General features: G+C 73.5%; 19 protein-coding genes and 2 tRNA genes. 16 read left to right on the forward strand and 5 right to left on the reverse strand.

Features of this window, described 5'->3' with window-relative positions:
- Nucleotides 1–45: 45 nt before the first annotated feature.
- Both H7H31_RS24540 and H7H31_RS24545 read left to right on the forward strand, forming a co-directional pair.
- A complete protein-coding gene (locus H7H31_RS24540; RefSeq protein ID WP_372455983.1) occupies nucleotides 46–858 on the forward strand; it encodes an SCO2584 family spore wall biosynthesis protein in 813 nt (270 codons plus the stop codon).
- 75 nt (nucleotides 859–933) lie between these two features.
- Nucleotides 934–2,103 carry an SCO2583 family membrane protein gene (locus H7H31_RS24545; protein WP_187061951.1) on the forward strand — a complete coding sequence of 390 codons (1,170 nt, stop codon included), beginning with the start codon at nucleotides 934–936 and terminating at the stop codon, nucleotides 2,101–2,103.
- A 94-nt stretch (nucleotides 2,104–2,197) separates the two neighbouring features.
- Here H7H31_RS24545 and H7H31_RS24550 read toward each other — a convergent pair whose 3' ends face one another.
- Entirely contained in the window at nucleotides 2,198–3,412 is a 1,215-nt protein-coding gene (locus tag H7H31_RS24550) for a M48 family metallopeptidase (RefSeq protein ID WP_187061952.1), read from the reverse strand.
- A gap of 94 nt (nucleotides 3,413–3,506) precedes the next feature.
- Between H7H31_RS24550 and H7H31_RS24555 the strand changes: the two genes are divergently transcribed.
- From H7H31_RS24555 to H7H31_RS24600, 10 genes are all read left to right on the forward strand, one after another.
- The gene (locus tag H7H31_RS24555; RefSeq protein ID WP_176159880.1) at nucleotides 3,507–3,701 is read left to right on the forward strand and encodes a hypothetical protein; all 195 of its coding nucleotides are present in this window, start codon (nucleotides 3,507–3,509) and stop codon (nucleotides 3,699–3,701) included.
- Between the two features lie 159 nt (nucleotides 3,702–3,860).
- Complete coding sequence (locus H7H31_RS24560; protein WP_187061953.1) at nucleotides 3,861–4,031, forward strand: hypothetical protein; 171 nt, start codon at nucleotides 3,861–3,863, stop codon at nucleotides 4,029–4,031.
- A gap of 43 nt (nucleotides 4,032–4,074) precedes the next feature.
- The gene (gene nadD, locus H7H31_RS24565) at nucleotides 4,075–4,686 is read left to right on the forward strand and encodes a nicotinate-nucleotide adenylyltransferase (protein ID WP_176161579.1); all 612 of its coding nucleotides are present in this window, start codon (nucleotides 4,075–4,077) and stop codon (nucleotides 4,684–4,686) included.
- A 10-nt stretch (nucleotides 4,687–4,696) separates the two neighbouring features.
- Complete coding sequence (locus H7H31_RS24570; protein WP_187061954.1) at nucleotides 4,697–6,958, forward strand: LytR C-terminal domain-containing protein; 2,262 nt, start codon at nucleotides 4,697–4,699, stop codon at nucleotides 6,956–6,958.
- Between the two features lie 174 nt (nucleotides 6,959–7,132).
- Nucleotides 7,133–7,585, forward strand: a complete 453-nt coding sequence (gene rsfS, locus H7H31_RS24575; RefSeq protein ID WP_176161577.1) for a ribosome silencing factor — start codon at nucleotides 7,133–7,135, stop codon at nucleotides 7,583–7,585.
- The gene (locus tag H7H31_RS24580; RefSeq protein WP_187061956.1) at nucleotides 7,582–8,235 is read left to right on the forward strand and encodes a histidine phosphatase family protein; all 654 of its coding nucleotides are present in this window, start codon (nucleotides 7,582–7,584) and stop codon (nucleotides 8,233–8,235) included. The genes rsfS and H7H31_RS24580 overlap by 4 nt, the downstream gene beginning before the upstream one ends.
- Nucleotides 8,236–8,375: 140 nt before the next feature.
- Nucleotides 8,376–8,448: transfer RNA gene (locus H7H31_RS24585), tRNA-Ala, on the forward strand.
- A gap of 693 nt (nucleotides 8,449–9,141) precedes the next feature.
- Entirely contained in the window at nucleotides 9,142–9,402 is a 261-nt protein-coding gene (locus H7H31_RS24590; protein WP_187060751.1) for a hypothetical protein, read from the forward strand.
- A gap of 3 nt (nucleotides 9,403–9,405) precedes the next feature.
- On the forward strand, nucleotides 9,406–9,639 hold the full coding sequence (locus tag H7H31_RS24595) for a hypothetical protein (protein WP_176161576.1): 234 nt from the start codon (nucleotides 9,406–9,408) through the stop codon (nucleotides 9,637–9,639).
- A 97-nt stretch (nucleotides 9,640–9,736) separates the two neighbouring features.
- Nucleotides 9,737–9,809: transfer RNA gene (locus H7H31_RS24600), tRNA-Ala, on the forward strand.
- A 75-nt stretch (nucleotides 9,810–9,884) separates the two neighbouring features.
- Here H7H31_RS24600 and H7H31_RS24605 read toward each other — a convergent pair.
- The 4 genes from H7H31_RS24605 to H7H31_RS24620 are packed head-to-tail and all read right to left on the reverse strand — an operon-like array spanning nucleotide 9,885 to nucleotide 13,496.
- Nucleotides 9,885–11,078: an ABC transporter permease gene (locus H7H31_RS24605; protein ID WP_187060745.1), complete on the reverse strand. Its 1,194-nt coding sequence runs from the start codon at nucleotides 11,076–11,078 to the stop codon at nucleotides 9,885–9,887.
- Nucleotides 11,075–11,770: an ABC transporter ATP-binding protein gene (locus H7H31_RS24610; RefSeq protein ID WP_187060746.1), complete on the reverse strand. Its 696-nt coding sequence runs from the start codon at nucleotides 11,768–11,770 to the stop codon at nucleotides 11,075–11,077. Before H7H31_RS24610 ends, H7H31_RS24605 begins: the two co-directional genes overlap by 4 nt.
- Nucleotides 11,767–12,843, reverse strand: a complete 1,077-nt coding sequence (locus H7H31_RS24615; protein WP_187060747.1) for a peptidoglycan-binding protein — start codon at nucleotides 12,841–12,843, stop codon at nucleotides 11,767–11,769. Before H7H31_RS24615 ends, H7H31_RS24610 begins: the two co-directional genes overlap by 4 nt.
- Nucleotides 12,840–13,496, reverse strand: coding sequence for a hypothetical protein (locus H7H31_RS24620; protein WP_187060748.1), 657 nt, complete (start codon nucleotides 13,494–13,496; stop codon nucleotides 12,840–12,842). The genes H7H31_RS24615 and H7H31_RS24620 overlap by 4 nt, the downstream gene beginning before the upstream one ends.
- 134 nt (nucleotides 13,497–13,630) lie before the next feature.
- Between H7H31_RS24620 and H7H31_RS24625 the strand changes: the two genes are divergently transcribed.
- The 4 genes from H7H31_RS24625 (at nucleotide 13,631) to leuS (ending at nucleotide 20,245) form a co-directional block, all read left to right on the forward strand.
- Nucleotides 13,631–14,326, forward strand: a complete 696-nt coding sequence (locus H7H31_RS24625) for a response regulator transcription factor (RefSeq protein ID WP_187060749.1) — start codon at nucleotides 13,631–13,633, stop codon at nucleotides 14,324–14,326.
- Between the two features lie 295 nt (nucleotides 14,327–14,621).
- On the forward strand, nucleotides 14,622–16,304 hold the full coding sequence (locus H7H31_RS24630; protein ID WP_232110059.1) for a sensor histidine kinase: 1,683 nt from the start codon (nucleotides 14,622–14,624) through the stop codon (nucleotides 16,302–16,304).
- Nucleotides 16,301–16,969 (forward strand): hypothetical protein, encoded by a 669-nt coding sequence (locus tag H7H31_RS24635; protein ID WP_308284277.1) that lies wholly within the window; start codon nucleotides 16,301–16,303, stop codon nucleotides 16,967–16,969. Before H7H31_RS24630 ends, H7H31_RS24635 begins: the two co-directional genes overlap by 4 nt.
- A 381-nt stretch (nucleotides 16,970–17,350) precedes the next feature.
- On the forward strand, nucleotides 17,351–20,245 hold the full coding sequence (gene leuS / locus H7H31_RS24640) for a leucine--tRNA ligase (RefSeq protein WP_187064860.1): 2,895 nt from the start codon (nucleotides 17,351–17,353) through the stop codon (nucleotides 20,243–20,245).
- Nucleotides 20,246–20,515 lie beyond the last annotated feature (270 nt).

A 20,515-nucleotide genomic window follows, 5' to 3' on the forward strand; every position in this document is an offset into this window, starting at 1 on the left:
CCGTCCGCCCTGCCCAAATCGACCTCCCAGGGCTAACCTGGACGCGTGCCGGACGACGTGGGGGGCAAGCCGTTCCCGGACGGCGACGAGCCCGACGACCACCACCACGGGGCTGCCGAACTGGGTCCGACCTCGCCCTCGGCGGGCGAGGGGGACGCGTTCGCCTCCGTGGTCTTCGACGAGGACTTCGTGCGGTCCGCCGAAGTCCATGAACCCTCCGCCGTCGAGCGGATGCTGGCCGCCGCCCAGGCGCGCGCGGAGGCCGAGGCGACCCGCGGCGGACGCCGAGGCGCCCGCGACGACGATCCCTACGACGAGGGGTACGGGCCGGACGGAGAGTTCGGCCACGACCCCGACGACCCGCGCCACGACGGCCGGTACGGATACGGCCACGCGGGTGACGACCCCGACGCGGACGAGGAGTTCGGCCCGTACGGCGAGTACGGCGACGCGGGCCGCCCCTACCGTGGCCACGCGCACTGGCAGCGCCCGGTGGCCTGGGTGCTGGCTGTCCTGATGGGCATCGGGGTGGTGGCCATGGCCTTCACCGCCGTCTACCGGGGCGCGTCCGGGGGCGGCAACCGCCAGGACCCCAGCCCGCCGCCGGCCAGCTCGGAGGTGGACGGCGCGCCGGGCGCGCCCGGCGACGAGCCGGAGGCGGCCTACTCCGAGACGGTGCGCCGGGGCGCGGACACCCGACTCCTGGACCTCGACCCGCCCGACGTACGCGACGCGCGGGACGCCCCCGCCCTCCCGAACCCGCCGATCGCCTCTCCCGGACCCACCGCCTCCGCCGACGCCGTCGAATCCGCCCACACCACTCCGCCACCGGCCGCCGCCGCACCCCGGCTCCCGTGACCGCGTGCGCTTCCGTCCGAACTTGTCATGGCCGTGGGACGTTTATCCACGGCCCCGCCGGCCTACTCTGGTGATATGACCGGGCCTGGAGACCCTCCCGAGGGGACACCTGAGAGCGCCCCGGGAGGCGGTGACGACGAGTACCGCTCCGTCGTCTTCGACGAGTCGTTCGTCCGCGCCGCCCCCCTGCAAGAGTTCTCCGCCCAGGAGCGCATCGGCGACCACACGCCGGCCGTGCGCAGCCGGGGCGGTCCCCGACGGCGCGAGCGCGGCTCGCCGCAGCAGGCCGTCATCCTGGTCCTGCTCATCGCCGTCGCCTTCGCCACCGCCGTCTACATGGGCATCCAACGCCCGTACCAGAAGCCCACGACGCGCGCCGCCGAGCCGCTGCGCAGCACGCTGGTGCCGCTCACCCCGCGCGGCGAGGTGCCCGGCGGCGCCGCGGCCGACCTGTACGCGAGCAGCCCGGCGCGGAAGTTCCGCATCGGCGCCGAGGGCATCACGCTGCCCGCGGTGGAGCGCACCGCGCACTTCTCCGACGACCAGGTGCGGGAGGCGCTCGGCACGGCCAAGGAGTTCCTGGTGCACTCCGCGCTCGACGCGGACACGCTGGCCGGCGGCGACGCCCGCGCGGTCCGGATGCTGATCGACCCGGACCAGCTCGGCCAGTTCGACGCGAGCCTGTCCCGCCCCGCCGACGACGGGCGGCACGCGGCCACCGGCTGGGTGATGCGCTTCGACCCGGAGCGCGTCTCGCTGGCCAAGGAGCCGGTGCGGGTGCGGGGGAGCATGCGGGTGACCGAGGTGAACTCCACGGCCCTGGAGGTCGTCGCCGATCACACGTACGTGTACGCCGTACGCCGCGCCGCGGCGCACGCCCCGCGCACGGACACCCCGGCCACCGGCTCGGCCGGTACCGGGAACGGCCGGGACCTGGCGGAGCCGGTCACCGTGCCGGGCACCGGGCCGCACTCGCTGTTCACGGTGCGGCGCGAGGCCCGGCTCCGCTTCGACCGGGAGGACCTGCGCGACCACCACGTGGAGGTCGTGGAGAGCGCCCTACAGGCCGGGCCGCAGGCGTGCGCGACGGACGCCGCGACCTACCTCCAGCCGTTGTTCGCGGGGCAGCGCGCGCCAGCGGACGCCTCAGCCGGTACGAACCCGTACGCGACCGGGCGCCCCACCGACTCGCTGTGCGGCGTGCTGGCGCCGGACGCCCAGCCGTCTGGCACGGGCCGCCGCTAGCCCGGCGGGGGCCGTGCGGGCCCCGGGCGGGCCGTCGCGGGGCCCGTGGGGCCCCGGCGCGGGCCCGCCGGGGCCTTGCCGCTCGCGACGGCGCCTAGCGGCTCGCGTCGCCGCCCGTCGGGCCGGTGCCGCCGTCGCCCGTGGAGCCGTTGGAGCCGGTGCCGCCTCCGTCGCCCGCCGGGCCGCTGCCGCCCGCCGGGCCGCCGCCGGTCGGGCCGCTGCCGCCGGTGGGTCCCTCGCCGGCGGCCGGGCCGCCGGCGTCGGAGCCGCCGCCCCGACCGCCGCCGGTGAACCTGTCGCGCAGCTTGCCGCCCAGGTCGCCGGCGCCGCCCGCGATGTCCCGGACCAGGCCCATCAGCGGGTCCTTGCTGCTGCGCACGGTGTCCGCGTAGTGGCTCGCCGACTCCCGGAACGACTCGCTGACCGAGGTGTCCTTGTCCTCGTCCCGGCGCGGGTAGTGGCCGTCCATGATCCGCTGGTAGTCGCGGCTGGCCGCCCACTTCTTCAGCTCGGCCGCGCGCACGGTGGCGAACGGGTGGGTACGGGGCAGCACGTTGAGGATCTTCAGCACGGAGTCGCGCAGGTCGCCGCTGGCCTCGTACTCCTCGGCCTGCTCCAGGAACGCGTCCACGTTCATCTCGTGCAGGTGGTTGCCGCCCGCCAGCTTCATCAGGCCGCGCATCGACGCCCTGAGGTCCTGGCCGACGAGCAGCCCGGCCCGGTCCGCCGACAGCTCCGACTTGCGGAACCACTCGCGCAGCGCCGTCACGATCGCCATCACGGCGATGTTGCCGAGCGGGATCCAGGCGACCTTCGTCGCGAAGTTGGTGAGGAACAGCAGGATCGTGCGGTACACGGCGTGCCCCGACAGGGCGTGCCCCACCTCGTGGCCGATGACCGCCCGCATCTCCTCCTCGTCGAGGAGTTCGACCAGGCCGGTGGTCAGCACGATGATCGGCTCGTCGAGCCCGATGCACATGGCGTTCGGGTTCGGGTCCTGCTGGACGTACATCAGCGGGATCCGCTCCATGTCCAGCACGTAACAGGCGTCCCGCAGCATGTCGTTGAGGTGCGCGAACTGGCGGTCGCTCACCCGCACCGAGTCGGACAGGAACAGCAGGCGCAGGCTGCGCTCGGGGAGCAGGCCGCTGAGTGTCTTGAAGACGGTGTCGAACCCGCTCAACTTCCGCAGCGCCACCAGCGCGGACCGGTCGGCGGGGTGCTCGTAGGCGCGGGAGGAGATCCCGGGAAATCGCCTGCGCTCGCGGCTCGGTACGTGCTCGTGCCCGTGAGTGTTGCTGTCGCTCATCGTGCCCCCTCGTGTGACTGCCGGTCGTGGCCCCTGACGCCCCTTGGCCCCACCCCACCCTAGGACGTGCGGATGACGTGGCTACCGTGGAGTGATGCACTACCTCACTGGCCTGCACGACGTCGTCCTCGCCGTCCCCACCCCCACCGCGACCCCCGGCGGCGGTGGCTCGCACGGCGGCGGCGCGGGGCCCGTCCTGCGCACGGTGATCGTCGTCGGGGTGGTGGGCGCCGTCCTCCTCGCCTGGTTCCTGCTGCGCGGCTACCGGGGACAGGGCGGGCAGGACTGAGCCCCCGTCGGGCCCCGCCCCGGGCCTGCCAGTCGACAAGACGTGCGGAGTCGGCGTGAGGTTGCGCGAGGTCGCCGCATACGATGTGCCGGAAGTCTTCTGCCCGACCCTCCCCGAGCCGCGTGGCCTGGGGACCGCCCCGGATAGGTCCTGCTGACGATGACCGCATTCCACACCGCACACGCGACCCTGGCCACGCTCGCCTCCGAGGGCGGCGGCGAGCACAGTGGCAAGCACGACAGCCTCAACCCCTACCTGACCGGTGGCGGAGCCTTGCTCTTCCTGCTCCTGCTGCTGTGGATCACCACGCGCTTCAACCGGGACCGCTGACCTCGGCGCCGGGGTACGAGCGCGCTTAGTAGGGTCTGCACGCATGGGAGAACAGACAGCGTCCGTGAAGCGGCGACTCGGCGTGATGGGCGGGACCTTCGACCCGATCCACCACGGACACCTGGTCGCCGCCAGCGAGGTGGCCGCGCAGTTCCACCTGGACGAGGTGGTGTTCGTGCCGACCGGACAGCCGTGGCAGAAGAGCCACAAGACGGTGTCCCCGGCCGAGGACCGCTACCTGATGACGGTGATCGCCACCGCGTCCAACCCGCAGTTCTCCGTCAGCCGGATCGACATCGACCGCGGCGGCAAGACGTACACCGCGGACACCCTGCGCGACCTGCGGGCCGAGAACGCGGACGCGGACCTGTTCTTCATCACCGGTGCCGACGCCCTGTCGCAGATCCTGACCTGGCACGACGCGGCGGACCTGTTCTCGCTCGCGCACTTCATCGGGGTGACCAGGCCGGGGCACATACTGACGGACGCGGGCCTGCCCGAGGGCGGCGTCTCGCTGATCGAGGTCCCGGCGCTGGCGATCTCCTCGACGGACTGCCGAGCACGCGTCGCGCAGGGCGATCCGGTCTGGTACCTGGTGCCCGACGGCGTGGTGCGCTACATCGACAAGCGCGAGCTGTACCGCGACGACGGCTGAAGGGGCACCGGTGAACGACCGACAGGACCCGCCTCCTCCCGACGACTGGCCCGGGGACCGACCGTACGACCCCCACCCCCCGGGCGACCCGTACGGCACCGGCGCCGGGTACCCATCCGACGCCTCCTACCAGGCGCCCTACCAGCCCCCCTACCCCGCCGACGGTGGTTACCCGCAGGGCGGCTACCAGCAGAGTGGCTACCCGCAGCAGCCCCAGGGCTACGGCTACGACGCCTACCAGCAGCCCGACCAGCCCCACGAACCCCACCAGCCCAGTCAGGCCGGCTACCCGGCGCAGGGCCAACAACAGGGCTACCAGGGCTACCCGCAGGCGCAGGACGAGGGCTACGACCCGTACGGCGGCCCCGGCACACAGGGGCCCGGCCAGGGCCCCCGCCATGGCCAGGGTCACGGCCAGGCGCACGGTGACGCGTACGGACAGCAGCAGCCCGGCGTGGGGCAGCCGGCGTCCTACGATCCGTACGGCGGCAGCCAGCACCAGCGGTACCCGGGGCAGGACCAGGCCCCGCAGGGCCAGCACGGTTTCCCGGACGCCTACGGCGCGCCGCGGGCGTACCCGGGCCAGGGCCCCGACGGCTCGCGGTCGCCCGAGGCCGGCCAGCCCTACCCGACCGGCCGGCACGGCCACGCGGCGCCGACGGCCTCGCACGCGCCGCCCCAGGCGACCCAGGCACCCTCGCAGGACGGCTACGGCTACGACGCGTACGGCCAGCCCGCGCCCCAGGCGGCCACCCACCGCCGGGTGCCACGCCAGGGCCAGCCCGACCAAGCCCGACCCGACCAGGGACCAGCCCAGGCCGGGCGAGCCCAGGCCGGGCAGGCCGCCGACGGCGCGTGGCTGCCACGGCAGGCCGAGGCGCGGCAGGCACCGCCCGTGCCCGCCGGCAGCGCGCCGGGCCGGGGCTCCGACGAGGCACCCGGGCGATCCGGGCCGACCCGGGGCGAGGGTGGCGCGTCGGGGCGGGAGGGCGCTGACGGGGCGGACGACGACTACCGGACCGAGCAGTTCTCGTTCATCGAGGAGCCGGACGAGGAGTCGGAAGACGTCATCGACTGGCTGAAGTTCGCCGAGACCCGCTCGGAGCGGCGCGACGGGCGCAAGCGGCAACTGCGCACCCGCCTGATCGGGCTCATCGCCGCGCTCGCCCTCGTCGCCGGCTGCGGCGTGGGCTACCTCTGGTACGCCGACAAACTCCCGGGCGTCTCCAGCGGTGGGGACGACGAGGCCGCCGCGGGCGGCCCGCAGCAGCGCCAGGTGATCGTCGTGCACCTGCGCGAGACCAAGGGCGGCGGCAGCTCCAGCGCGCTGCTGGTGGACAACGAGACGACCAGGAAGGGCAGCACCGTCCTGCTGCCCAACGCGCTCGCCGTCGCCGGCGAGAACGGCACCACCACCCTCGGCAACGCCGTGGAGGACGAGGGGGCGGGCGGCACCAGGGACGCGCTGAGCACGCTGCTCGGCTCCGAGATCCAGGGCACCTGGCGCCTGGACACGCCCTACCTGGAGAACCTGGTCGAGCTGGTGGGCGGGATCACGCTCGACACCGACGTCACCGTTCCGGGCGCCAGGAAGGGCGACGACCCGCTGGTCAGGCCCGGCAAGGACGTACAGCTCGGCGGCCAGGGCGCCGTCGCGTACGCCACTCACCAGGAGCCGGGCGAGGACCAGGCCAAGCAGCTCACCCGGTTCGGCCAGGTGATGGAGGCCGTGTTGGAGAAGGTCTCCACCGACCCGGGGAAGGCCACCACCACCGTCGAGCAGCTCTCCCAGATCCCCGACCCCTCGCTGTCCGAGAAGCAACTGGGGGCCTCGCTGGCCGGGCTCGCCCAGCGCGCCCAGGACGGCTCGTACGCCACCGACCTGCTCGCCGTGCAGAGCGACGGCACGCTCAGCGAGGAGGCCACCGAGAACGTGGTCAAGGACGTGCTCGGCGGCTCGGTCAAGAAGCCGGACGACGCGGCCGACAGCCCCGCGCGGGTGAGCGTGCGCGACGCGACGGGCGACGACCAGAAGGCGAGCGCGGCACAGGTCGCCCTGGTCAACGGCGGCTTCACGGTCCTCGGCGGCGGCACGGGACCCGCCGAGTCCACCTCGCGCGTCAGCTACGCGGACGCCGCACAGGCCGGCCAGGCCAAGGAGGTCGCCGCGACGCTCGGGCTGCCGGAGAGCGCGGTACGCCAGGGCAAGGGCGCGGCCAACGCCGACGTCACGGTCGTCCTCGGCCGCGACTTCAAGGGCCAGCAGGGCTGAGGGACGCTCTGGCCCGGGACCGAGCCAGAGCCGAGCCCGGGCCCCGGCGGTGCGCCGGGGCCCGGGCCGCCGGCGCGTAAAGGGCTGGCGGAAGTGTCGGTGCGGCGTGAGACCCTTGAGGCACGCGCCCCCGGTCCTACCACGGGGGTTACCACCAACCGGAAAGCCCTGCTTGTGACCGCCACGGACCGCTCCACCGAGCTCATCAAGACCGCCGCTCAGGCCGCGGCCGACAAGCTCGCGCACGACATCATCGCCTACGACGTCAGCGACGTGCTCGCCATCACCGACGCCTTCCTGCTCGCCTCGGCCCCCAACGACCGCCAGGTCAAGTCGATCGTCGACGAGATCGAGGAGCGGCTGAACAAGGAGCTCGACGCCAAGCCGGTGCGCCGCGAGGGCGACCGCGACGCCCGCTGGGTGCTGCTCGACTACGTCGACATCGTGGTGCACGTCCAGCACAGCGAGGAGCGCGTCTTCTACGCCCTTGAGCGGCTGTGGAAGGACTGCCCCCAGCTCGAACTGCCCGCGGACGCCGTCGCCACCCAGGGCAAGGGTGCCGAGCACGCCAAGGCGCAGGCCGCGGCGGACGAGGGCGAGGGCGACCTGGACGGTGAGCTCCGCTGACCGGCACCGAGCGCGGCCGTGGCCGCCGCATCGTCCTGTGGCGGCACGGCCAGACCGCGTGGAACCTCGAACGCCGCTTCCAGGGCTCCACGGACATCGAGCTGACCGAGACCGGCGTGGCCCAGGCCCGCCGCGCCGCCCGGCTCCTGGCGGCGCTCAACCCGGACGCGATCATCGCCTCCGACCTGCGCCGGGCCGCCGCCACCGCCGCCGAGCTGGCCGCCCTCACCGGGCTCGACGTCACCCACGACCCGGCGCTGCGCGAGACGTACGCCGGCCAGTGGCAGGGCCTCACGCACGACGAGATCATGGCCCGCTTCGGCGACCAGTACACCGCGTGGAAGCGCGGCGAACCGGTCCGGCGCGGTGGCGGGGAGCTGGAGACGGAGGTGGCCGACCGGGCCGCGCCGTTCGTGTTGGCCATGGCCGACAAGCTGCCCGACGACGGCACCCTCGTCGTCGTCAGCCACGGCGGCACCATCCGCACCACCATCGGCCGGCTCATCGGCCTGGACCCGCACACCTGGGAGTCCCTCGGCGGCCTCACCAACTGCTGCTGGTCCGTGCTCGGCGAGGGCGCGCGCGGCTGGCGCCTCCTGGAGCACAACGCGGGCACCCTGCCCGAACCCGTCCTCGGCGACGACGACTGAGCCCAGCCCCCGACCAGCGCGGCCCAGCCCCACCGCCGCCCCCGGATTTCACATTCGGCCAGGTCACGGGTTAGAGTTCTACTCGTTCACGGCACGGAAGTGAGCCCCACCCGATGGGTTCACCTCCGAGACGGAACAGCGGGGCTATAGCTCAGTTGGTAGAGCGCCTGCATGGCATGCAGGAGGTCAGGAGTTCAATTCTCCTTAGCTCCACGAAGGCGATAGGCGACCCATGTCCGCGGAAAGCGCGGACCGGGTCGCCTTCGTCGTTTCTGCTCGGCTTCGCCTCGCGGGGCGGGGGCTTCGCCACCCGCGGCCCCCGCGGGGTGGCCTCCTCGGAGTGGGTGAGCCGGGTGCTCGGCTTCGCCATCGCGGGTGCTCGGCTTCGCCGGAGCGGGGTGGGGGTGCGCGGCTGCGCCGGCGCGGGGGTGAGGGTGCGCGGCTTCGTCGGCGCGGAGTGCTCGGATTTGTTGTGGCGGGGGGCGGTGCCGGGGTGCGCGGCTTCGTCGGCGCGGAGTGCTCGGGTGCGCGGTAGCGGGTCGGGTGGGTTCGTTGTCGGGTGCGCGGCTTCGCTGGTGCGGGGTGAGGGGTGCTCGGCTTCGCCGGAGCGGGGTCGGGGTGCGCGGCTGCGCCGGCGTAGTTGGGCGGGTGGCTTTGCTGGTGGGGGTGGCTCGGGGGGCTCGGGGTCGCCGGTGTGGGTGGGCTTGGGGCTCGGTGTGGGGGCAAGGGCGGGGCGGTGCCCGGGGGGTGGCGGGGCGTCAGGTGGGCGGCGGGGGGAATCGGTTCGCGGGGGCTGGGCGCGGGTGCGAGGGAGATCGCGCTGTGACCAGGCGCTGACCCGCACGCCTTCGCATGACAGAATCGAGATCGCCGCGAGGGGACGGTGCCGATGGGAGGGGCGGTGCGATGCCGACCAGCGTCCTGGAGGAGGTCAACGACCTGCTGGAGATCGCCGAAGCACAGGGATATGACTGGCTGCCGGAGTACGCACCGCGCGTCACGTGCCCCGTCGGTCCCTGTGGTGCGATGCCCGACGGGCCGCGGTCGACGAGGGACGTCACGGTGTTGCAGTGTCCGGCCTGCGGCTCGGCGCACGTGGCGCAGGTGCTGGGTGACAACGGCGGGATCTCCTATGTGTGCACGTCCTGCGGTCATAGCTGGAGCTGATTGATGGGTGCGCACAGCCGTAAATGCGACTGGTGTGGCAGCGGGACGCCGATCGTCCGCGACATGGAACCGCTCAACGCCGACTATCAGTACTGGTGCGTCGAGTGCGCGCGGGCGCTGATCATAAAAGGCGACCCCATCGAGACGTACCGCGAGCTTGAGGGCGAGCCGATCTACGGGCGTCTGCTGGACGAGCACTGCACCCTGAAGCGGTTCTACTCGTTCGCCACGGCATAGCCGTGGCAGTCGCCCGGAGAACCGATTTGGCGAAAGCCCAGCCGGTCCGTGTAATGTAGGCGATGCCGCCGAGGGAAACCGAAGCGGGAAACACTTTGGGGCTATAGCTCAGTTGGTAGAGCGCCTGCATGGCATGCAGGAGGTCAGGAGTTCAATTCTCCTTAGCTCCACAGAAGAACCCCTCAGTGGAGTTCCCGAGATCCCGTCCGATCGCATCGGACGGGATCTTCTGGTTTCCCCTGCTCTCACGCCGAGTTCAGCGCCACCGTCGGGTGCAGGCGGGAGGCGCGGATCGCCGGGTACAGGCCCGCGACCACGCCGATCGCCAGCGTGGCGGCCAGGCCGCCCGCCAGGGACCAGGGTGGGACGACCGTCGCCCAGCCCCGGGACCGCGCGAAGCCGTGCGTGGCCGCCGTGCCGAGCAGCGCGCCCGTGCCGCCGCCGAGCGCCGAGAGCAGCAGGGACTCGGTCAGGAACTGCAGCCGGATCGCGTTGCGCGTGGCGCCCAGCGAGCGGCGCAGGCCGATCTCCTGGCGGCGTTCCAGGACCGAGATGACCATGGTGTTGGCCACCCCGACCCCGCCGACCAGCAGGGCCACCGCGCCTAGGCCCAGCATCAGGTGGGTCAGGCCCTCGTTCGTGGCGGCCTTGGCGGCCAGCGCGTCCGAGGGGCGGGAGACCTTGACGACCGCCTCGTCGCCGGGGTTGACGGTGCGGGCCAGGACCGCCCGTACGTCCTCGACCGAGGCGTCCGTGGAGCGCTCGAAGACGGTGCTGGGGTGGCCGTCGAAGCCGAAGTAGCGTTCGGCGGCGGGGAATCCGACCATGGCCACCCGGTCCAGCGTGGGGACCAGTTCGATCGGCTTGAGGATGCCGACGACGACCACGCGCGTCTCGTTCATCATGATCGCCTCACCGGTGCGGGTGATGCCCAGCCGCTCCGCCGCCACCGCGCCGAGCACCGTCGTCGGCAGGCGCTCGCCGGCCGGGGTCAGCCAGGTGCCCCGGGCGACCTCGCCGCCCAGCGTGGTCAGCAGGTCGAGGCGGGCCGCCTGGGTGGTGACGCCGGCGGTGCGCTCCTGGGGGACCACGTCGCTGCGGCGAATGCGCGCGTCGACGTTGGCGGTCGCCGTGGCGTGCCGCACCGGGCCGATGCGCTCGACCATCGCCACCGCGTTCTTCGGCAGCTTCACCTCCTGCCCCGTGACGTCGTCGCCGGCCTCGGCCGTGAGCAGGTTGGTGCCGAGCCGATCGAGCTGGGCCATCAGGTCGGCGCGGCTCGACTCGGCGAGGCCGACGACCGCGACCATGGTCGCGATGCCGATGGCGATGCCGAGCGCCGAGAGCACCACGCGCGCGCGGCGTGCGCGCAGGCCGACCGCGCCGACGCGGAGGATGTCCCGTGGGGCCAGCCGGGCGGGCTTGAGGTCCCTCGTCATGGCCGGGCCCCTTCCGCCGGGGTGCGCGAGTCCGCGACGATCTCGCCGTCCCGGCAGCGCACCCGGCGCGGCAGGGCGTGTGCGATCTCGTTGTCGTGGGTGATGACGCAGATGGTGGTGCCGGCCGCGTTCAGCTCGCGCAGCACCTCCATGACGACCTCGCCGGACGCCGTGTCGAGCGCCCCGGTCGGCTCGTCGGCCAGCACCAGCCGGGGCTCGCCGACCAGGGCGCGGGCGATGGCCACGCGCTGCTTCTCGCCGCCCGACAGTTCGTGCGGCCGGTGCTCGAAGCGGTGGTCGAGGCGCACCCTGGCCAGCGCTTCGCGCGCCCGCGCGCGCCGCTCCCGCAGTGGCACGCCCGCGTACAGCAGCCCGTCGGCGACGTTGGCCACCGCGTCGCGCCCCGCCGACAGGTGGAAGTGCTGGAAGACGAAGCCGATGTAGCGGGCGCGCAGCGCGGCGAGCCGGGAGTCGGAGAGCGTGGCCACGTCGTACCCGGCGACCCGCACGGTGCCCGAGGTGGGCCGGTCGAGCGTGCCGATGACGTGGAGCAACGTGGACTTGCCGGAGCCGGACGGGCCGACGACGGCCAGCAGTTCGCCCGCGTCGACGGTGAGGTTCACGCCGCGCAGCGCGTGCACGCCGCCGGGGTACGCCTTGCTGGCGTCCCGCAGTTCGATCACCGGCGTCATGGCTTCGCCACCCCGACCCGCATGCCCTCGCGCACGTCCGGGCCGCTGACCTCGATCTGCCCGTCGGCCGTCATGCCCGTCTCCACCCGCACCACGGTGCTGGTGCCGTCCCGTACGACCTGAAGTCCGTAGCCGCCGTCCGCGCCGCGCAGGGCGATGACCGCCTCTACGGGGACGGCGAGGACGTCCTTGTGGGCCTCGCTGACGAATCTCACGCTCGCCGACGCCCTGGTGTCCTCGCCCGACGCGATGGCCGAACCGCCGTCCAGGACGACTTCGACGGTGATGCCCTCCTCGGCCGCGCCGCCCTCGGCGGCGGACTCCTCGGGGCGTACCGTCCCGGCGACCCGGCCGGGCACGGTCCTGCCGCTCGGCAGGGTGACCTCGACCTTGGTGTCGCGGGCGGTGAGCGCGCTGTCGCCGAGTTCCAGCTCGGCCCGTACGACGGGTTTGGTGGAGGCGACCGTGAGGACCGGGTCGCCCGGGCCGACCTGGTCGGCGAGTGCCGCGTCGGCCGCGACCACCTTGACCCTGCCCGGCTGGAAGACGACGTCGCCCCGGCCGACCCGGCCGGTGGGGACGCGGTTCAGGGACTTCTGCCACCGCTTGACGGCGGCCTCGGTGTCCTCGTCGTACCGCGGGTCGATGTACAGGCCGGCGCCGAACCCCAAGTCGCGCAGGTTGCGCTCCAGTTGCAGCACGTCGGTGCCCCGGTCGCCCACCTTCATCTCGCGGAACATCGGGGCCGGCCCGTACAGCAGCGTGACCGGTTTGTCGTCCAGCTCGTACAGCGCCTGGCCCTGGGACAGTGACGCGCCCTGGACGGCGGCCACCGTTACGGTGCCGTCGACGGCGGACTTGACGGGGCGGCGCTGGGCGAAGTCGAGCGTGCCGTCGACGGTCTTGGCCCGCACGAGGTCGGTGCGCACGACGGTGGCGGTGGCGGGCGGCAGGTCGCCGCCGCGCCCCGGGTTGCCGCCGTCACCGTCGTCGCCGAGGAGCAGGACGCCCCCGGCGGCAGCGGCGACGACGGCCACCGCGCCGCACGCGCGGATCGCGGTGCCGCGCCTCACTGCATGCCGTCCAGGCCCTCGAGCAGCTTGCCCTTGCACGCCTCGCGGGCCTGTTCGTACGCCGGCGACTCGGTGTCGATGACCGGGGAGCCCGGGTTCGGGTCGCCGCCGGGCTGGGCGTTGCCGCCGCTCATGGTCGGGTTGGTGAACCGCGAGACGCCGTTGTCCCGCATGCACTTGGCGTGCGCGAGCATCGACTCGTAGTCCTTCTGCTGGTCGCGCTTGGGTTCGGCCGTCATGGTCTTCCGGAGTTCGGGGACGCAGACGCCGTTCTTGCCGCCCTTGATGCCCTCGTTGCGGCCGGGTTGGGAGCCGATCGCGTTGACCTTCTTCCAGTCGAGGTAGCCGCTGAGCTTGGGGTCGGGGAAGTCCGGGTAGCCGCCCTTGGCGCGCATGCACTGGACGTACGCCAACTGCGCGTCGTAGAAGGCGCTCTTGCCGGCGGTCCGGCTGTCCGGGGCGCGTGTGTCCCGCGCGTCCTGTGTGGACTGCGAGGCCGACGGGGCTTGCGGCACCGAGGCGATGTCGTCGCTCGACCGCGTGCCGTCGGAGTCGTCGCCGCCGCACGCCACCGAGAGGGCGAGCACGGGGGCCGCGACGAGCGCGGCCAGCCGCAGTCGGGTGGGGCTCGGGGAGATCGTTGGGGAACTCATGGCCGTAACCCTCGGCAGGGCACGTGATGGCCGTTCCATGGCCACATGATGAGAACGTAACAATGCCCCCGACCTGCGTATCCGCCACCGTCCGGGGCGGCGGACCGGCCCCTCACATGCTCATAATCATCCGCATGCCGCACGTGCTGCTCATCGAGGACGACGCGTCCGTACGGGACGGAATGGAGCTCGTGCTGCGCCGGCACGGGTACGACGTCGACGTGGCCGCCACCGGCGAGGAGGCCCTCGCCCTGCTGGACGGCCCGGGCAGCGGGCGGATCGAGTTGGCCGTGCTCGACCTGATGCTGCCGGACCTGGACGGCTTCGAGGTGTGCCGCCGCATCCGCGCCAGGACCGCCGTGCTGCCGGTCATCATGCTGACCGCGCGCGGCGACGACCAGGACATCGTGGCCGGCCTGGAGGCGGGCGCCGACGACTACGTGGTCAAGCCGGTCACCGCGCCCGTCCTGGAGGCCCGCATCCGGGCCGCGCTGCGGCGCGCGGAGCCGTCCGGGGCGGCGCAGCAGGCGGGCACCGACCTCGCGGGGCTGGTGATCGACCGCGCCGGCCTGACCGTCACCAAACACGGGGTGCGGCTCGCGCTGCCCCCCACCGAGCTGCGGCTCCTCCTTGAGCTGTCGGCCTCCCCCTGCCGGGTGTTCAGCCGGGAACAACTCCTGGAGTCGGTCTGGGACCACACGTTCCTGGGCGACTCCCGGCTGGTGGACGCCGCGGTCGGACGGCTGCGGGCCAAGCTGGAGGACGTGCCGGCCAAGCCGCGGTACATCCAGACGGTGCGCGGCTTCGGCTACCGCTTCGGGCCGCTGTGAACGGGGCTGTTGTGAACGGGACCGCCGGCGGGCTGCGGGCCGCTGTCGGGCGCCGGGCTGTCGTCGGACGTCGGGTTGTCGTCGGGGTTCGGGCCTGGGGTGTGTGCCGGAAGTGGGGCGTACGGCGGGCTCCGGGTGTGCGCCGGGTCGGGGGTGCGCGTGGGGCTCGGGGCGCGGTCGGAGTCGTCGGGGGCGCGCGGGGCGCGGCGCGGCGCGTGGGAGGTGGCGTGGGGCGTACGTGGAGTGCCGGGGCGCTGGCGGGTGGCGTGCTGTGAGACGGGTGTGGGGTGGGGGAGTGAAGCGGCGCTCCCGTCGGCTCGTCGGCGGGCTGCGTACCCGGCTCGTCGTCACGTTCGTCCTGGCCACGCTCATCAGCGCGGCGACCGCGACCGCCCTCGCCTACCGGGACGCGCGCACCGCCGTGTTGCAACGCGCCCAGAGCGCGGCCGTGAGCGACCTCCGGGAGCGGGCCACCGTCGTCGCCGCCGACTTCGACGTACCGCCCGACCAGCGGTCGCTGTCCCGGTTCGCGGCCCGGGTGTCGGAGGGCATCGGCGCCCGGCCCGTGGTCGCCCGCTACCAGGACCTGGTCGCCGTATCCGACGCGCGCGCCGAGACGGCCGGCCGGATCACCGCCGAGCTGCGGGCCGCCGTGCGCGCCGGTGAGCAGGCCCAGTTCCAGCGCGTGGCCTGGCGCGGCGAACCGTACCTGGTCGTCGGCATGCCCGTGCGGTACGCCGACGGCGACCGCCGTACCTCGGGGCTTGAGGTCTTCGCCATCGCCGACCTGCGGGCCGAACGGGACGACACGGCCGCGCTGCTGGACTCGGTGCGGGCGGGCATCGTGCCCGTGGTGGTGCTGGCCGCGCTGCTGGCGCTGCTGGCCGCGGGCACGGTCCTGCGTCCGGTACGCAAGCTCAGCCGGGCCACCCGTGAGCTGGCGGCGGGCGACCTGGGGAGCCGGGTCGCCGTTCGGGGGCACGACGAACTCGCCGACCTGGCCCGTACCTTCAACGAGACCGCCGACGCGCTCCAGGCGTCGGACGCGGAACTGCGCGAGCAGGAGGCCAAGGCGCGCCGCTTCGTGGCGGACGTCTCGCACGAACTGCGGACCCCGCTCGCGGCCATGACCATGGTGGCGACGGTCCTGGAGGAGGACGCCGACCAGCTTCCCCCGGACGTGGCGCGGGCGGCCCGCACCGTCGGCGCGGAGACGGCCCGGCTGTCCCGGCTGGTCGAGGACCTGATGGAGATCTCCCGCTTCGACGCGAAGGCGGCGCACCTGAACGCGGCCGAGACCGACCTCGCCGAGACGGTACGGGCCACGCTGGCCCTGCGCGGCTGGACGGACCGGGTGCACACGCGCCTCGACGAGGGCGTGCGGGCGGTGGTCGACCGGCGTCGCGTCGACGTGATCGTCGCCAACCTGGTGGGCAACGCGCTGCGGCACGGGGCCCCGCCGGTGATCGTGACCCTGGCCACGGACGGCGCGGCGGACGGGGAGTGGGTGACCCTCACGGTCGCCGACCACGGGCCCGGGCTGCCGCCGCGGGCCCGGGAGCGGGTCTTCGACCGCTTCTACAAGGCGGACGCGGCCCGCACGCGCGGCGCGGCCGACGCGAGCGGTCAGGGCAGCGGCCTGGGCATGGCCATCGCTCTGGAGAACGCGCGCCTGCACGGCGGAACCATCGAGGTGGCGGATGCGCCGGACACGGCGGCTGGGACTGATAGGGCTGATGTGGTGGGTGGGGCGGATGGGGTGGGCATGGCGGCCGGGGTCGGTCGGGGCACGGGTGTCGGCCGGGGCGCGGAGGGCGGCGCACCGCCGCGCGGTGCGGTCTTCACGCTGCGGCTGCCGCTGCGACGCGCGGGAGACGCGGAGCGTTCGGATGAGACGGAGCGCCTGAGCGGCGCGGGGCCTACGGGGCCTACGGGGCGTACGGGGCACGCGGGATCTACGGGAGGGGTGGCGGAGTGAGCGACGGGCGAGGGGGCGCGGGCATCGCCGCATCGGGGACCGACGCCGCGCCGGGGATGCGCACCGCATTGGGCACCGGCGCCGCGCCGGGGATCGGCACCGCGCCGCAGCGCGCCCCGCGACGCCGCGCGCGGCCGCTGTCGCGGCGGTGGGGGCCGGGGCCGGCGCCGGCTCGGGCGCTCGGGCTGGGGCTCGGCCTCGGTCTGGTGCTCGGGCTGGCGGGCTGCGGCGTCCAGCCGACCGGCGTGGTGGACGCCGGCGAGCCCGCGTCCGGGCTGACGCGCGGGATGCGGTTGTACTACGCGTCCGAGGGCGGACTGCGCGCCGTGCCGCTGCTCGACCGGGAGGTCACCGAGCTGAACTCGGTGATCAAGCTGCTCGCCCAGGGCCCACCCGCCGCCGAGCAGCGCGACGGGCTCACCTCGCTCGTCCAACTCAACGGCGCCTCGGCGACCGGTTCGGGGTCGCGGGTCACCGTGCGCTACGAGGGCCCCTACCCGGCGGACGGGCGTGACCTGGGTACCGGGCAGTTGGTGTGCACCATGGCGCGCGCCCAGGCCGTGCTCGACCCCGAGGTCAGGACCGACGACGTCGAGGTCACCATCCGCCCGTCCGACGGCGACCCGCTGGGCCCCTACCGGTGCGCGGAGTTCCGCAACGGCTGAGCGGCGGCCGGCGCGCCGGGCCGTGGGGGCGGACGTCGCGGGCGTGCGGCGTCGGGCCCACGGCGGGTGACGGGCCGCGGGCCGGTCGGTCGGTCGCGGGGGGACCGTCGATCGCGGGTGGTCGGCGGGCCCGGACGGGCCGGGTCCGGGGCGGCGTACGGGCGGGCCGGGGCCAGGCGGCGTACGGTGCGGGTGCTTGAGCCGCTGCGGTAACCTGACCCCATGCGTGCCGTACGCCTTCTGCTTAGCGAGCCGCGCTGATCAGTACCGACCGAAGCGATGAGCCGGTCGGCATCGGCGCGGCGTCCCCTCCTGTGCGAGGGGATTTTTCGTTTCCGTACGTACCCGCTGGCAGAGACGATCGATGGAGCTTTGAGGACGATGAGCGAGACCCACACCGCGGCCGAGACCGCAGCCGCGTCGCCGCACCGCTACACGGCGGCGCTGGCCGCTGACATCGAGGCACGCTGGCAGGACTTCTGGGACGCCAACGGCACGTACGAGGTCCCCAACCCGACCGGTGACCTGGCCGGACGCGCCGGCGCCGGTGAGCCGGGGGCGGTGCTGGAGCGGCCCAAAAAGTTCATCATGGACATGTTCCCGTACCCGTCGGGCGCGGGGCTGCACGTCGGCCACCCGCTGGGCTTCATCTCCACCGACGTGTACGCCCGCTTCCACCGCATGACCGGCTACAACGTCCTGCACACGCTGGGCTTCGACGCCTTCGGCCTGCCCGCCGAGCAGTACGCGGTGCAGACCGGCACCCACCCGCGGGTCTCCACCGAGGCCAACATCGCGAACATGCGGCGCCAGTTGCGCCGGCTGGGCCTGGGCTACGACAACCGCCGGTCGATCGAGACGATCGACCCGGAGTACTACAAGTGGACCCAGTGGATCTTCACCCAGATCTTCAACTCCTGGTACGACCCGCGGGCGGGTAAGGCGCGGCCGATCGACACGCTGGTCGAGCAGTTCGCGTCCGGCGAGCGCGCCACCCCGGACGGGCGCCCCTGGAGCGAGCTGAGCGCCGCCGAGCGCGCGGGCGTGCTGGGCGACTACCGCTTGGCCTACGCCTCGGACGCGCCGGTCAACTGGTGCCCCGGGCTCGGCACCGTGCTGGCCAACGAGGAGGTCACCGCGGACGGCCGTTCCGAGCGCGGCAACTACCCGGTCTTCAAGGCCAAGCTGCGGCAGTGGAACATGCGCATCACCGCCTACGCCGACCGGCTGCTGGACGACCTGGACGCCCTGGACTGGCCGGAGGCGATCAAGCTCCAGCAGCGGAACTGGATCGGCCGCAGCGAGGGTGCCCGCGTCGACTTCCCCGTCGCGGCCGACGGGGACGCGCGGATCACGATCTTCACGACGCGCCAGGACACGCTGTTCGGCGCCACGTACATGGTGCTGGCGCCCGAGCACGAGCTGGTGGAACGAATCGTTCCGGCCGCCTGGCCCGAGGGCACGCACGACGTGTGGACCGGCGGCTTCGCGACCCCGGTCGAGGCCGTCGCGGCCTACCGCAAGCAGGCGGCGGCCAAGTCCGACGTGGAGCGGCAGGCCGAGGCCAAGGACAAGACCGGCGTCTTCACCGGCGCGTACGCCACCAACCCGATCAGCGGCGAGCGGGTCCCCGTGTTCATCGCCGACTACGTGCTGATGGGCTACGGCACCGGCGCGATCATGGCCGTACCGGCGCACGACAGCCGCGACTTCGCCTTCGCGCGCGCCTTCGAGCTGCCCATGCGCTGCGTGGTCGAGCCGAGCGACGACCGCGGCACCGACCCCAGCACCTGGGACGACTCGTTCGACTCGTACGAGGCGAAGATCATTAACTCGGCGAGCGCCGAGGTCACCCTGGACGGCCTGGTCGTCCGGGACGCCAAGGCCAAGGTGACGCGGTGGCTGACCGAGCGCGGCATCGGCGAGGGCGCGGTCAACTTCCGGCTGCGTGACTGGCTGTTCAGCCGCCAGCGCTACTGGGGCGAGCCGTTCCCGATCGTCTACGACGAGGACGGCGTGGCCCACACGTTGCCCGAGTCGATGCTGCCGCTGGAACTGCCCGACGTCGAGGACTACTCGCCGCGCACCTTCGACCCGGACGACGCCGACACCTCGCCGGAGACCCCGCTGTCCCGCAACGCGGACTGGGTCAACGTCGAACTGGACCTGGGCGACGGCCCCAAGCGCTACCGCCGCGAGACCAACACCATGCCCAACTGGGCGGGTTCGTGCTGGTACGAGCTGCGCTACCTGGACCCGCACAACAGCGACCGACTGGTCGACCCGGAGGTCGAGCAGTACTGGATGGGCCCGCGCGAGGGCCAGCCGACCGGCGGCGTCGACCTGTACGTCGGCGGCCAGGAGCACGCCGTACTCCACCTGCTGTACGCCCGCTTCTGGTCCAAGGTGCTGCACGACCTGGGCCACATCTCCTCGTCCGAGCCGTTCCACAAGCTGTTCAACCAGGGCATGATCCAGGCGTACGTCTACCGCGACAGCCGGGGCATCGCCGTGCCGGCGGCCGAGGTGGAGGAGCGCGATGGCGCGTTCTACTACCAGGGCGAGCAGGTCAGCCGACTGCTGGGCAAGATGGGCAAGTCGCTGAAGAACGCCGTCACCCCGGACGAGATCTGCGCCGAGTACGGGGCGGACACGCTGCGCCTGTACGAGATGGCCATGGGTCCGCTGGACGTCTCCCGGCCGTGGGACACGCGGGCGGTCGTCGGCCAGTACCGGCTGTTGCAGCGGCTGTGGCGCAACGTCGTCGACGAGGCGACCGGCGAGGTCACCGTCGTCGACGCGGAGCCGGACGAGTCGCTGCTGCGCGCGCTGCACAAGGCCATCGACGGCATCTCGCAGGACCTGGCCCAGTTGCGGTTCAACACGGCCGTCGCCAAGCTCACCGAGCTGAACAACCACGTCACCAAGGTGCGCGAGGTGCCGCGGGCGGTGGCCGAGTCCCTGGTGCTGCTCACCGCGCCGCTGGCCCCGCACATCGCCGAGGAACTGTGGCGCAGGCTGGGCCACGAGACGTCGGTCGTGCACGCCCCGTTCCCCGTCGCCGACCCGGCCTACGTCCAGGACGAGGCCGTGACCTGCGTCGTGCAGCTCAAGGGCAAGGTCAAGGCGCGCCTGGAGGTGCCGCCGACCATCTCCGACGAGGAACTGGAACAGCGCGCCCTGGCCGACCCCGCCGTCATCGCCGCCCTCGGCGACGCGGGCATCCGCAAGGTGATCGTCCGCGCGCCGAAGCTGGTGAACATCGTCCCGGCGTGATGCGTGTGGCCGGCCTGTTGGACAGCGGACGTGCCGGCCGGTGGGCGGGCCGGCCGGCGGGCCGGTGGGCGGCGTGCCGGTAGGGCGGGCGGGCCTGGCGCCCCGGGCTGGGGTGTGGTGCGTGGCCTGGGGCGGTGGGTGTGCCGGCCGGTGGACGGGCGGGCCTGGCGCCCCGGGCTGCGGTGGAGTGCGTGACCTCGGGCGGTGGGTGGTGTGCGGTCTGGTCGTGGGTGAGACGACGACCGGTGGGTGATGTGCGGCCGAGGGGTC

It is taken from the genome of Streptomyces buecherae, assembly GCF_014295035.1.
GTDB classification, from domain to species: Bacteria; Actinomycetota; Actinomycetes; order Streptomycetales; family Streptomycetaceae; genus Streptomyces; species Streptomyces youssoufiensis.